We start from the raw sequence: 12,073 nt of genomic DNA on the forward strand, positions 1-12,073 counted from the left end.
AGGGCGCCGAAGCGCCCTTTTACAACACACTAATTAGAGTCGGATTTTACAGCAAATACCGGCTCTCAGCATATTTACTTGGCATGCCTTACTTGCCGATCTTGACCGGCACGTACAGGGTATTGTTTTCCCGCTGCACCAGCAACGCGACCGTCTTGCCCGCCTGCACGGCATTCACCTGCTTGGTGAATTGCTCCAGGCTTTGCACCTCGGTGTTGTTCAAAGCCAGGACCAGGTCGCCACGGCGGATGCCTGCCTGCGCCGCAGCGCCTTGCGCATCCACCACGATCAGCGCGTTGCGGCCGTTCAGGTTGCGACGCTGCTGTGGCGTCAGCTCGCGTAAGGTCAAGCCCAGGCGGTTGGACTCAGGCTTGGCATTGGGCTGCGAAGCGGGCACGACCTCGTCCTTGTCGGCCGGCATCTCGCCCAGGGTAATGCTCAATGTCTTGCTGGCTCCCTTGCGCAGGACTTCCACCGGTACTTGCTTGCCCGGCTTGGTGGCGCCGACTATGCGTGGCAGGTCGGAGGAAACATTGACCGCCTTGCCGTCGAACTTGACCACGACGTCACCCGCTTCCAGGCCACCCTTCTCGGCAGGACTCCCTTTCTCCACGCCAGCCACCAGCGCGCCGTTGGTATTCTTCATCCCGAAGGACTCGGCCAGGTCCTTGGTGATCTCCTGGATGCCGATGCCAAGCCAGCCGCGTGCCACTCGGCCGGAAGACTTCAGCTGGTTGGAAACATCGATCGCCACGTCAATCGGGATGGCGAACGACAAGCCCATGTAACCGCCGGTACGACTGTAAATCTGGGAATTGACGCCGACCACCTCGCCCTTGAGGTTGAACAGCGGCCCGCCGGAATTGCCCGGATTGATCGCCACATCGGTCTGGATGAAAGGCACAAAGTTCTCTTGCGGCAAAGCCCGGCCCTTGGCACTGACTACACCCGCAGTCAAGGTGCTCTCAAGCCCGAACGGCGAACCGATCGCCACCACCCATTCGCCCACCTTCAACTGCTCCGGATTGCCGATCGTCACCTTGGGCAGGCCGGTCGCCTCGATCTTGAGCAACGCCACATCGGTACGGCGGTCCGCGCCCACGATCTTGGCCTTGAATTCGCGCTTGTCATTGAGTTTGACGATCACCTCGTCCGCTTCGCGAACCACATGGGCGTTAGTCAGGATGTAACCGTCGTTGCTGATGATGAAACCAGATCCCAAGGACTGGGACTTGTATTCGGGCTGCTGCGGACCACCCTGCCCGCGTGGCACGCCAGGAAAGCCCGGGATGCCAAAGCGCCGGAAGAACTCGTTCAACGCCTCGTCCTCGGGCAGCCCTTGGAAAGGAGAGCCGCCAGGGCCTGACTGCATCACCTGGGTTACGCTGATATTGACAACCGCAGCCCCTTGCTTTTCCGCCAACTCCGTAAAATCGGGCAACTCCTTGGCTAATACCGGTGTTGCCGCAGCCAGACCAACAGATAAACAAATTGCTGAAACGGCAATTAGTTTCTTGAACATTGATTCACCTCGTTAACACGTCACACTCACACGCCGCCTAGGCAACCGGCGGCAAACTCACACACCATTCACGACTCATTACGATATTCACGCCACACACGCTGCAAGGCAATCCGCAACCAAAGGCTGCGCTCCAGAGCCAGTGACTATTTGAAACTGACAGCACTGCCTATCTGCGCCACCGTCGCGGCGGGAACCTCTCCTACCACGAGGATCTGGTACCCCTTGCTGACATTGGCATAGAAATGGGTTGCCCCTTTCGATGTCTGGCCGATTTTAGGACGAATACCTTTGGACAAAGGTTCAATGAAGAGGGAGACGGAAGCGAGGCCGTCCGTGAAAATGACTTGCGTGACAGGAGCGCTCTTGCCCGGCACGAGACGGGTGACCTGCTCGACCTTGCGGTAGCCTGCAGGCAAAGTGCCTACCGTCCAGCTTGATGCTGCTTCCTGTGCAGGCTGGGCATGGGCTTCCTCGAGAATATAGTGCTTGTTGTGATCGACATTGGGATGGAACCAGTCCATGCCCTGCTCTTCCATCATATTGACCTGGCTGAACGCCATCTGCTCCAGCATTTGCTTTTGATCGTTCAGCATCAACGACTTGAGCAGCAAGCCATATTCACGGTCCGCCCAGAATTTGTAGGCATAACGCAGGCTATCGCGCGGATCGAGGAAGACAACGCGGCCGTCGCGGCCGGCAATGCGCTCGGTGCCGCCTATCCTGGCCTGGTAGCTTGCTTTGAGGAGTTCCATGTCATCAGGCAGCACTGCCGGGAACAGGTTGTGCGCCCGGCGTTTTTCCATGATGACCTTTTCATTCTTGGAGCTGAAAATGACCACGTCGCCGCCCTGGCTGAGCATTTCGCGCGGCGTACCGTCCAGCACCACCATGCGGGCATATTCGCCCTGGCCGGAGTTGGTATGGGTGATCTGGACCGACTTGATATTGTCGCCCGACTGGTAGATGAAGACCCCTTTATAGCTCAGGTCATGCGCTGCGCGGGCAGCTTTTTGCAGGACAAGCCAGGGGTCTTCGGGTTCGGCATGCACAACCACAAACGGAGTTGCCAGCAAACACGCCAGCAGGAAACGCTTCATCTACCGACTACTCCGCGTAATTGGCTGGCTGGATATAGTAGGCGGAATTGTTGGAAGCCTGGGATTGGTGCGCCAACCAGTAGTCGGAAGGCAGGCTTTGGGCGATTTCCATCGGTGTCGCGTCATCCTCGAGCCCGCTTTGCACTTGCTGCTGCAATACCACCCAGCCGACAAACGCGACGGCGGAGACGGATGCGGCCACAGACCAGAGCTTGCTGTTCTTGAGCAGCGCCTGCTTGCGCTTGACTGCAGGCACCAGCAATACAGGCTCGTCCTCGAGACTAGCCATCAGACGCTCGGTAAAGTCGGGTTTGAAAACAGGATTGCCGCGCATGGCATCGCCAATCAAATGATAATCAGACCACGCCTGGGCGGATTCGCCTCCAGACTTCAAAGTCGTATACAGGTACTCTGCATCCTCAAGCGCTATATCGCCATCCATCAGCGCCGAAATTTGACTTTTCATTACCATCTCCTGTTTTCGGGGGTGTCCAGCAAAGGACGCAACTTCTGGGCAATCGTTTCACGGGCACGGAAAATACGCGACCGTACCGTCCCTATCGGGCAATCCATCATCGTGGCAATTTCTTCGTAGCTCAGGCCTTCTATTTCGCGCAAGGTGATTGCCGTGCGCAATTCTTCCGGCAACGAGGCTACCGTATCGTTCACAGTCTGGGCAATTTCCTTACCCATTAATTCGGTTTCAGGCGTATCCATGGTGCGCAATTCGTCACCGTCATCGAAGTTCTCAGCATCCTCGATTTCAATATCGCCTGTGGCTTGGGGCCTACGCCCCATTGCGACAAGGTAATTCTTCGCGGTGTTGATGCCAATGCGGTACAGCCAAGTATAGAACGCACTGTCGCCACGAAAGCTTGGTAGCGCTCGGTAAGCCTTGATGAAGGATTCCTGGACGACATCCTCGACCTCGGCAGGGTCCCTGATCAAGCGCGAGAGCAACCGCCCCAGCTTGCGCTGGTATTTATCCACCAGCAAGCCGAATGCGCGCTTGTCGCCGCTTTGCGCACGCTCAACTAGCTGCTGGTCCAACTCCCGATTGCCCGCCGGCGGGGTTACTGCCATCGCGGCCATGCTCCCTGTCTGTGTTTTCTTGACAGACGGAGTATACCCGCGCACTCCCGTATCGACGAAGCCCATGCGCGAAAATTCCTCGAAATTATTTGTCTTGATCATGACCTTCCCTTTGTATTTTCATGACTAGCTTAGAGCTACAGACAGCGCTACACTCGCGAAAGTTCATCCAATTCTAGGTTCTTATGCAGCAATACGACGTCCTCATCATCGGCAGTGGTCTGGCCGGCCTCACGCTCGCGCTCAAGGTCGGGGCGGACAAAAAAGTCTGCCTGATCAGCAAGCGCGGCATCAATGACGGTTCCAGCAACTGGGCGCAGGGCGGGATTGCCGCCGTACTTGCAGATGATGACTCAACGGAAGCACATATTCAAGATACCCTTATCGCTGGCGCGGGTTTATGCGATGCCGCCGTCACCCGCCTGGTGGCCGAGCACGGCCGAGAAACTGTGGAATGGCTGATCGCAGAAGGAGTTCCCTTCACGCGCGAGGACGACAATAGCGGCTTCCATCTTACCCGTGAAGGCGGGCACAGCCATAGGCGCATCATTCACGCTGCCGACGCCACCGGGCACGCCGTCCAGAAAACCCTGGCCGAGAAAGTGCGCCAGCACCCCAACATCACCGTATTGGAAGAACATATCGCGGTAGACCTCATCACCGCAGGCAAGGTGAACATGGAGGGCAGCGCCTGCCTGGGCGCCTACGTGTTGGACAATACGACGGGGAAGGTGCTCACCATAGGAGCGCAGCATACGATATTGGCGACAGGGGGAACGGGCAAGGTCTATCTCTACACCACCAACCCCGACGTGGCCTCAGGCGACGGCGTCGCCATGGCCTGGCGCGCGGGCTGTCGTATCGCCAACATGGAATTCATCCAGTTCCATCCCACCTGCCTCTACCATCCCGAGGCAAAATCGTTCCTGATCACGGAAGCCGTGAGGGGCGAAGGCGGCATACTCAAACTGCCGGACGGCACGCGCTTCATGCCTTGGCATGACGAGCGCGCCGAACTCGCGCCCCGCGACATCGTGGCCCGTGCGATTGACTTTGAAATGAAGAAGCGCGGCCTGGACTGTGTGTACCTCGACATATCCCACAAGCCGGCCGACTTCATCCTCTCCCATTTTCCCACAATTTACCGCCGCTGCTTCGAGTTGGGCATCGACATCACGCGCGAACCCATTCCCGTCGTGCCCGCAGCCCATTACAGTTGCGGCGGCATCATGACCGACCATATCGGCCGCACCGATATTCCCAGGCTGTATGCGATTGGAGAGACGGCCTGTACCGGGCTGCACGGCGCCAACCGCCTCGCCAGCAATTCGCTGTTGGAATGCCTGGTGTTCGGCCAGGCCGTGGCACACGACATCCTTGCTCAGCCGCCGATGCCGGTGGTTGCCCTGCCCTATTGGGACGAAAGCCGCGTTACGGATGCCGACGAGGAGATCATCATCACTCACAACTGGAGCGAACTGCGACGCACCATGTGGAATTATGTCGGCATCGTCCGCACCAACAAGCGGCTGACGCGCGCATTGCACCGCATCCATTTGCTGCGCGACGAAGTGCACGAGTTCTACAGCAATTTCCGCATCAGCAATAACCTGATCGAATTGCGCAACCTATTGCAGGTTGCCGAACTTATCGTGAAGAGCGCCATGGAACGCAAGGAAAGCCGCGGCCTGCACTACAGCAAGGACTATCCCTTCCTTGCCGACGAAGCCGTGCCTACCGTGCTGGAACCGTCCAACTACTATAGTTTGCTGGACAGCCATCACGGCCATGAGCATCACTGAGGCCGAGCTGTCGCTGGATATCCTGCGGAGCTTATTGCGCTACCCTCGCGCCTTGGCCTCGATACAAGCGGTATAAGCTTGCACATCCAGGCCGGCACCAGTGCGCTGGGCCTGCCAGATAGCCTCTGCCAGGCAATCCATCAGTACATGCTGCGCCTCGACCGCGTCGCCATGCTTGCGCCATAAGGCGTGGTAGGCAGCGTTAATGCCTGGCGGCTGGTCTATGGATACCTGCTCGAGCACGGAAAGGTGCAGGCTCATATGCAGGAAGGGGTTGGTTTCCCCCATTTCGGGGAAATAGGATTGATCCAGATACCGCTCTGGCGCATCCAGCACATGATGGTACTCGGGATGGGCCTGCACGATGCCGACGGCCATGGTCTCGATATCGGTCAAGACTTGCTGCCGTTGGAACTTGGCCCAGGCATCGAAGAAAAACTGGCGCACTTGGTCGCGGCTGGGGTTGAACAGAGCCATCAGGTCTCCCACACCTTCATGGCCTGCGGGGCAAAGCCATGGTTCAGCGGCCCGATCCCTGCGCCGGTCCTGACGTTCGAACCGGCATACAAGGCGGAGCGCACATAAATCCTCGCGGCCTGCACCGCATCCGGCAAATTGAAGCCCAATGCAAGGTATGCCGCAACCGCCGATGACAGGGTGCATCCCGTGCCATGCAGGTTATGGGTGGAAATGCGCAGCGAATGCAGCTTGTGCAGCTCGGTCACCTGGCCTGCCGCATTGGCTTGCACCAGGATATCCAGGACGTCATGTCCGGGCAGGTGGCCGCCCTTGAGCAGGACGGCATGGGCGCGCTGCCCGAGCAGTTCCTGCGCAGCCTGCTCCAGCTCATCGGTCCCGGTCAGCGGCCGGCCCAGCAGCAATGCGGCTTCATCGAGGTTGGGCGTGACGACGAGCGCACGGGGGAAAAGCTCGTTGACCAGCACCGAGATGGCTTCGTCCGAAATCAGCTTGGCACCGTTGGCCGCCACCATGACCGGGTCCAGCACGACCTGCTTGAGACCGTGCGCATCCAGCGCTTCCGCCACGGTCATGACTACTTCAGGCGAATGCAGCATGCCGATCTTGACCGCGTCGACGCCGATATCCTCCACCACGGCGTCGATCTGGTCGCGCAGCATTTGGGGCGGCACGCTATGAATGGCGCGCACTCCCTGGGTATTCTGCGCGGTCAGGGCCGTAATGGCGGTCATGCCGTAACATCCCAGCGCGGAAAACGTCTTGAGGTCGGCCTGTATGCCTGCGCCGCCGCTGCTATCCGAGCCCGCGATGGAAAGCACGCGCGGATAACGGTTGGTAGCAGCGGCATTCAACATTGGTGATATATTCATCATTCAACTTTCAGCAGTAAACAATCCCAGCGCGACGGAGTTCTGCCACAATGCATTGCGGCCATTGACCGGGGCGATTTCTCCATTGCCGTAAAACCCGATCACCGGCATGCCGGGATAATAGCGCTTCAACAGGGCCAGATCCTGGTCTACCCCGTCATAAAAATGCGGCCCGCGCGCCAGGCAGGAGAACATCAAACCAAAAGTGGGCTCATTGCGCAAGCGGATGCCCATGGAGGCAATCTTGGCGGCAAGATGCCGCTGCGCGGCATCACGATCCGATATCCCCCAGGCGCACCAATGGCCTGGCACAGCCTCCTTTGCCAGCGTGACTGATTGCGCAACGGCATCGGCCCCCACGATAGGGATTAGCTGGCATTCCCCCCGCGACACTCCTGCCTCGTCCTCGGCCAGCATCAGCATCACTCGGTGACACGGAATCCCCGCCTCATAGTCGACATCTTGACCATCAAGTGCGCCAGTCAAGCTCGACCATGCAGATTGGGGGGAGCCAGATTGAGTGGACAATACAAGCAAGTCATGCCGGCTGGCCTGCGCGATGCGTAGCGGCACGCCAAGCGGCTTGACGGCATGGGCTACATCGACCACGCCCGCCGCTCCTTCCAGCACCAGTTCACAATGCCCTGCCGACGAGGCTTTGCCATTGTTCCAGACCAAAAACTGGCCTTGTCCCGTTGCATCCCCCGCCACCCCGCCAAAGCGTATTCCAGGCGATTCCATCCAGGACAAATTGAACGCGTTCGGCGCAGCCAGCGTCAACAATATGCCGTCCTGCTGGCCTCTCGCTACGGATACGGCAGCGCCCTCGCCCAGTACCAGCGCTGCAGCAGCGGAACCGTCCAGCACCCACTCGTCCTGCGTAAAAATCCCGGGCGCGGAACAGCCGCTGACCTGGGTGGTGCTCGCCGCCGTCGCGGCGGCACGTAAGGCCGGTTGCGGGTCTTGTGCGAAATCCTCGCTCAGGAACAGCAACACCCCATTGGCGATGTCGAGCCCTGCCCGGCCCAGCGCTTGCCTGACCGCCTGTGCAGCAAGCCCGGGCAGCGGCTGACGCCCTCGCGCCAGTCCTGTCCCAACCTTCAAACAGCCTCCACCGCAGCAGAAGTCGGCGTCGTTTTGGCCTTGAACTCGCAAAGATCGTAAATCACGCATTCGCCGCACTTGGGCTTGCGCGCCACGCAGACGTAGCGTCCATGCAGGATCAGCAGGTGGTGCGCATCGTGCAAGTATTCCTTGGGTACCACCTTCATCAGCTTGTTTTCCACCTCGAGCGGTGTTTTTCCAGGCGCGAGGCCGATGCGGTTGCCTAAGCGGAAAATATGCGTATCCACCGCGATGGTGGGCTGGCCGAATGCCGTGTTCAATATCACGTTGGCCGTTTTGCGACCCACGCCCGGCAGGCTTTCCAATGCCTCGCGCGTATCCGGGACCTCGCCATGATATCGGTCCACCAACAGGCGGCAGGTTGCCATCACATTCTTGGCCTTGCTGCGATAGAGGCCTATTGTCTTGATGTAGCCTTCCAGGCCCTCGATGCCCATATCAAGAATCGCCTGGGGCGTGTTGGCTACCGGGAACAGCTTCGCCGTCGCGATATTCACGCCCTTGTCTGTGGCCTGGGCCGAGAGAATGACGGCAATCAGCAGTTCGAACGTACTCGCGTGCACGAGCTCAGTCGTGGGTTCGGGAATGGCAAGGCTGAGCCGGCGGAACAGCTCTTGGCGTTTTTCTGCGTTCATGCTTTGTGAGAGGTATCTGTTTTCCGCTGGGCACGGGCTCGCGCCATCGCGGCAGCCAAGGCCGCTTTCTTGGCATCTATGGTATTGGAAGGCCGGTCCTCAGTCTCGCGAGAGCTGGCGGCAGCAATGGGGCCTGAAGCCTGACGGTCGAGACGCTGCAAACGCGAATGGTAACGCAGGCGGGCTGCATCGGCCGCCTGGCGCGCATGGCTTGCCGGCTGCGTGTAATCCCAGACTTGATTTGCCAGTGGCTCCATGTCGATGCATTCTACAGGACAAGGCGCCACGCACAATTCGCAGCCGGTGCATTCATCGGCAATGACGGTATGCATTTGCTTGTGCATACCAAGAATGGCATCGACAGGGCACGCCTTGATGCACAAAGTGCACCCGATGCAGCTGGCCTCGTCGATGACGGCCAGCATTTTTGGGCGGATGGCGCCGTGAACCGGGTTCAAGGATGCATAAGGCCGACCGAGCAGCTGCGCCAGCGCACGAATCCCGGACTCACCACCGGGCGGGCACTGGTTGATGCCGGCCTCCCCCCTGGCGAGCGCTTCTGCATAGGGGCGGCAGCCGGCATATCCACATTGCGTGCATTGCGTCTGCGGCAATATGGCGTCGATGCGATCTGCAAGTTCGATCATTCTGTCGTCCGTCATGAAGGAATAACAGAATTATACCCGCCGCCCGATATGATGAATCTGCTTTATCCGGGTAAGTTAGAAATGATATCCAAAACGGATTTCGTTGAAATTGACCCCGGGGTTCTCGCTGGTGATGCCCGCATTGGAGAAATGCTGAAAGCGATAGCTGAGATCATATTGCTGCTGGTCGCCGAACGTGACCCCCAAGCCGACATGGCTGCCGAACTCGAAGCGGGTTCCCATGCTGAGGCTTCCGTGCACGCGCCGGCCAGAGAACTGATAGGCCCCTATGCCGGCTTCCGCATAGGGATTGAGCCACCCTGATGGTGCGGAGCGCTGCAAGCGGAACACCGGCGCTATACCGATCGCATACAGCTCTTTTTCAGGAGATGCCCCGTCGCCCTTCCAGGCAGTGCCGGTCAACTCCCAATATCCTCCGAGGTGCCAATCCCCCTCTGTGAACCAACGCTTCTCCCAATCCCAGGTCAGCGAAACAGCGGCCATATTGGCATCGGGGCCGTGGCCGCCTGTGAACGCAATACCGTCCACCGCATTGGCAGGGTTATTCAGAGTACAGCATGCTAGTAACGCGAATGCAATTTTCTTCACGAGATCTCCCGGCAGGTTGTTACTTCATTGTTAAAGTGACTACGAAACCTCTAGATGTATCCCAACGCGATTCTATGTAAAAAAACAGATTTCCTTATAGCGATTTAAATCGGTATGCGTTTCCTTTCCCTTGGTTAGTGCCTAGACCAAATTCTGCCGTCTATCGACCAGGCATTCGTAGACATAATGGCGCACGAGCAATTGCACGTTGCTTTCCAGTGCCACAAACTCAAGGCCGGCAAGAAAGCTTGCGCCGTCTGACGGACCTGCCGGTACCACGTTGCGCACCCTCGCCTCCAGAGTAATGGCGGAAGTCTCATCGTCATGCAATTGGGCGAGGTTGCAATTCAAGACCACCTGGCCGTCAACCTTGCCGATGTCACGATCAACCAGAACCTGGCATCCGGTGGCGCTGATATTGGTCAACTTTACTGGCAGAATAGTTCTATCCTCCAAACCCAGCTGCCCTTCGATATCCACCTTGATCCGCATTTCCCTGCGGATTTTCTTCACTTGGATGGCATGGGGGAAGGAAATGCACAAGCAATTCAAGGGATGATGGATCGTCTGGATCACGCTGGCGTCAAAGCTGCTGATCATGATCCCGGAAAAGACGCGAACCGTAACTTTCTCCCCGTCGTAAAAGGTCAGGAAGGTGCCCTGCGCCTTCGGCAAACGCAACAGCAGATATTCATTGCGCTCCATGCCGATAAAGGTGGAAAGGTATTGTACGGGAGTACGGCCCCGGTGCCGCAGCAACTGCAGCCTGGTCCCCGGTTGCAGGCTGAGTTCCTCAAACCCGATCGTTTCGGGCACGCCGCTTCCCGCCTCGGGCGGATTCTCAATGGTTGTCATGATGGCTTGTTCTTATTGCGCTTATTGTCCCGGGCAAAACCATGGTCTGCCCGCTCATGTTATCCGCCGGATTATTGCTGATGTCAAATAGCGAGACAAGGCAACACCGATGCGGACAGCACAAAATTTAACCATTTTTTGATAAAGGTCTTTACTCTTTCCGGCAAAAGCGTAGCATATCCATAAAATTATTATGGTTATTTAGTCATTAACCACGACAACGATAAAAGGAGACCGCTATGCTTAAAGTACTGTTTGGTTCGTGGGTGGGCATTGCATCGATCGGCACCATCATCCTGACCATTATCGTCATCAGCTATTGGATTGGATTTTGCATACTGAACGCCCGCAAAGAGCGGGAAAACGCCTCATCGCACTGACTTATCCCGCCGACACAAGCCCTACTGCGACAGTAAGGCTTTTCATTTGCAATAACCCTACTAAAACTAGGTGCTATATCTCAATTTGAGGTATGCTTGCGTTGCTTGTATTTTTAACGCTAGACGAGAATGCCATGAAAGAAACGCCCTCCAGCCTGCCTTGGCTCAACCTCCCCAACCTTCCTACCTCGATCAAGACCCTGTTTATTGGCTACCTTCTGGTGATCGGCGTCGGCCTTTGCATGGCCGGCCTGCAGATCATGCTCACGCACGGCATGGCGGATGGCAAGCTGGGCCTGTCCAAGGATGATATCGTCTATAGCTACTACGGCGACCGTAGCGGCAGCAAGCTGGAAAGCAAGCTCAACGGCTCGATGAAACCGCATGCGCCTCCTGAAGTGCGCCTGGACATCATCAAATGGGTACGCAACGGCGCGCCCGAGGACCAATGGGAAAATCACTTCAAGGGAGTATTCGCGGAGCGTTGCGTGATGTGCCACAGCGTGATTCCCGGCATCCCTGACTACAGGACCTACGAAGGCGTAAAACAAGTGTCCGCCGTGAATGAAGGCGCCACCATCCAGAGCCTGACCCGTGTATCCCATATCCACTTGTTCGGCATCTGCTTCATTTTCTTTCTCATGGCGTTTATCTTCAGCTTTGCCGCGAACGTGCCACGCATCCTAAAGATATTGGCGATTGCCTTCCCGTTCGCGTTCCTGATCCTCGACGTATTGTCGTGGTGGCTAACCAAGCTGCATCCTGGGTTCGCCTGGCTCACGATCATTGGCGGCATTGGCTACAGCATTGCGTCCACGTTCATGTGGGTGACCAGCATGTACCAAATGCTGATCCTGTCGCGCAACGGCAAGATCTATGGCAACGCCTGGGAAGCGGACCTGAAGAATTAACCGTAGTTCAAGACTGGCTACTACTGCATAACGGAGGCTCAAGCCT

The 12,073-nt window shown here is 57.6% G+C and carries 14 protein-coding genes; 3 read left to right on the top strand and 11 right to left on the bottom strand.

Annotated features, from left to right (window positions below):
• Nucleotides 1-88: 88 nt before the first annotated feature.
• From ACW4YW_RS03280 to rpoE, 4 genes are all read right to left on the bottom strand, one after another.
• On the bottom strand, nucleotides 89-1,522 hold the full coding sequence (locus ACW4YW_RS03280) for a DegQ family serine endoprotease (protein ID WP_457136246.1): 1,434 nt from the start codon (nucleotides 1,520-1,522) through the stop codon (nucleotides 89-91).
• A 146-nt stretch (nucleotides 1,523-1,668) separates the two neighbouring features.
• Nucleotides 1,669-2,622 carry a MucB/RseB C-terminal domain-containing protein gene (locus ACW4YW_RS03285; RefSeq protein WP_457136247.1) on the bottom strand — a complete coding sequence of 318 codons (954 nt, stop codon included), beginning with the start codon at nucleotides 2,620-2,622 and terminating at the stop codon, nucleotides 1,669-1,671.
• A 7-nt stretch (nucleotides 2,623-2,629) separates the two neighbouring features.
• On the bottom strand, nucleotides 2,630-3,088 hold the full coding sequence (locus tag ACW4YW_RS03290) for a sigma-E factor negative regulatory protein (protein WP_457136248.1): 459 nt from the start codon (nucleotides 3,086-3,088) through the stop codon (nucleotides 2,630-2,632).
• Entirely contained in the window at nucleotides 3,088-3,705 is a 618-nt protein-coding gene (gene rpoE, locus ACW4YW_RS03295) for an RNA polymerase sigma factor RpoE (protein ID WP_405029496.1), read from the bottom strand. The genes ACW4YW_RS03290 and rpoE overlap by 1 nt, the downstream gene beginning before the upstream one ends.
• A gap of 194 nt (nucleotides 3,706-3,899) precedes the next feature.
• Between rpoE and nadB the strand changes: the two genes are divergently transcribed.
• A complete protein-coding gene (gene nadB / locus ACW4YW_RS03300) occupies nucleotides 3,900-5,516 on the top strand; it encodes an L-aspartate oxidase (protein WP_457136249.1) in 1,617 nt (538 codons plus the stop codon).
• A 39-nt stretch (nucleotides 5,517-5,555) separates the two neighbouring features.
• Here the strand turns inward: nadB and ACW4YW_RS03305 are convergent, their stop codons facing one another.
• The 7 genes from ACW4YW_RS03305 to ACW4YW_RS03335 all read right to left on the bottom strand — a co-directional run bounded on the left by ACW4YW_RS03305 (nucleotide 5,556) and on the right by ACW4YW_RS03335 (nucleotide 10,736).
• Entirely contained in the window at nucleotides 5,556-5,993 is a 438-nt protein-coding gene (locus ACW4YW_RS03305; protein WP_457136250.1) for a DUF1841 family protein, read from the bottom strand.
• Nucleotides 5,993-6,868 carry a bifunctional hydroxymethylpyrimidine kinase/phosphomethylpyrimidine kinase gene (gene thiD / locus ACW4YW_RS03310; RefSeq protein ID WP_457136251.1) on the bottom strand — a complete coding sequence of 292 codons (876 nt, stop codon included), beginning with the start codon at nucleotides 6,866-6,868 and terminating at the stop codon, nucleotides 5,993-5,995. The genes ACW4YW_RS03305 and thiD overlap by 1 nt, the downstream gene beginning before the upstream one ends.
• Nucleotides 6,869-7,969 (bottom strand): FIST N-terminal domain-containing protein, encoded by a 1,101-nt coding sequence (locus ACW4YW_RS03315; protein WP_457136252.1) that lies wholly within the window; start codon nucleotides 7,967-7,969, stop codon nucleotides 6,869-6,871.
• Entirely contained in the window at nucleotides 7,966-8,625 is a 660-nt protein-coding gene (nth, locus tag ACW4YW_RS03320) for an endonuclease III (protein ID WP_457136253.1), read from the bottom strand. Before nth ends, ACW4YW_RS03315 begins: the two co-directional genes overlap by 4 nt.
• Nucleotides 8,622-9,272 (bottom strand): electron transport complex subunit RsxB, encoded by a 651-nt coding sequence (rsxB, locus tag ACW4YW_RS03325; protein WP_457136254.1) that lies wholly within the window; start codon nucleotides 9,270-9,272, stop codon nucleotides 8,622-8,624. Before rsxB ends, nth begins: the two co-directional genes overlap by 4 nt.
• 75 nt (nucleotides 9,273-9,347) lie before the next feature.
• Complete coding sequence (locus tag ACW4YW_RS03330; protein ID WP_457136255.1) at nucleotides 9,348-9,881, bottom strand: acyloxyacyl hydrolase; 534 nt, start codon at nucleotides 9,879-9,881, stop codon at nucleotides 9,348-9,350.
• A 141-nt stretch (nucleotides 9,882-10,022) separates the two neighbouring features.
• Nucleotides 10,023-10,736: a flagellar brake protein gene (locus ACW4YW_RS03335; RefSeq protein WP_457136256.1), complete on the bottom strand. Its 714-nt coding sequence runs from the start codon at nucleotides 10,734-10,736 to the stop codon at nucleotides 10,023-10,025.
• 239 nt (nucleotides 10,737-10,975) lie between these two features.
• Between ACW4YW_RS03335 and ACW4YW_RS03340 the strand changes: the two genes are divergently transcribed.
• Together ACW4YW_RS03340 and ACW4YW_RS03345 are read left to right on the top strand one after the other, a co-directional pair.
• Complete coding sequence (locus ACW4YW_RS03340; protein ID WP_309564778.1) at nucleotides 10,976-11,116, top strand: DUF3149 domain-containing protein; 141 nt, start codon at nucleotides 10,976-10,978, stop codon at nucleotides 11,114-11,116.
• Nucleotides 11,117-11,250: 134 nt separating this feature from the next.
• Nucleotides 11,251-12,027 carry an elongation factor-1 alpha gene (locus ACW4YW_RS03345; RefSeq protein ID WP_457136257.1) on the top strand — a complete coding sequence of 259 codons (777 nt, stop codon included), beginning with the start codon at nucleotides 11,251-11,253 and terminating at the stop codon, nucleotides 12,025-12,027.
• Nucleotides 12,028-12,073 lie beyond the last annotated feature (46 nt).

Source organism: Methylobacillus pratensis (assembly GCF_054072455.1).

What these genes read in the sequence shown, in the direction of transcription:
- ACW4YW_RS03345 (WP_457136257.1), top strand. Translation starts at nt 11,251, where the DNA reads ATGAAAGAAACGCCCTCCAGCCTGCCTTGGCTCAACCTCCCCAACCTT.
- ACW4YW_RS03285 (WP_457136247.1), bottom strand. Translation starts at nt 2,622, where the DNA reads ATGAAGCGTTTCCTGCTGGCGTGTTTGCTGGCAACTCCGTTTGTGGTT.
- ACW4YW_RS03280 (WP_457136246.1), bottom strand. Translation starts at nt 1,522, where the DNA reads ATGTTCAAGAAACTAATTGCCGTTTCAGCAATTTGTTTATCTGTTGGT.
- nadB (WP_457136249.1), top strand. Translation starts at nt 3,900, where the DNA reads ATGCAGCAATACGACGTCCTCATCATCGGCAGTGGTCTGGCCGGCCTC.
- rpoE (WP_405029496.1), bottom strand. Translation starts at nt 3,705, where the DNA reads ATGGCAGTAACCCCGCCGGCGGGCAATCGGGAGTTGGACCAGCAGCTA.
- ACW4YW_RS03340 (WP_309564778.1), top strand. Translation starts at nt 10,976, where the DNA reads ATGCTTAAAGTACTGTTTGGTTCGTGGGTGGGCATTGCATCGATCGGC.
- ACW4YW_RS03305 (WP_457136250.1), bottom strand. Translation starts at nt 5,993, where the DNA reads ATGGCTCTGTTCAACCCCAGCCGCGACCAAGTGCGCCAGTTTTTCTTC.
- nth (WP_457136253.1), bottom strand. Translation starts at nt 8,625, where the DNA reads ATGAACGCAGAAAAACGCCAAGAGCTGTTCCGCCGGCTCAGCCTTGCC.
- rsxB (WP_457136254.1), bottom strand. Translation starts at nt 9,272, where the DNA reads ATGATCGAACTTGCAGATCGCATCGACGCCATATTGCCGCAGACGCAA.
- ACW4YW_RS03290 (WP_457136248.1), bottom strand. Translation starts at nt 3,088, where the DNA reads ATGAAAAGTCAAATTTCGGCGCTGATGGATGGCGATATAGCGCTTGAG.
- ACW4YW_RS03335 (WP_457136256.1), bottom strand. Translation starts at nt 10,736, where the DNA reads ATGACAACCATTGAGAATCCGCCCGAGGCGGGAAGCGGCGTGCCCGAA.
- thiD (WP_457136251.1), bottom strand. Translation starts at nt 6,868, where the DNA reads ATGATGAATATATCACCAATGTTGAATGCCGCTGCTACCAACCGTTAT.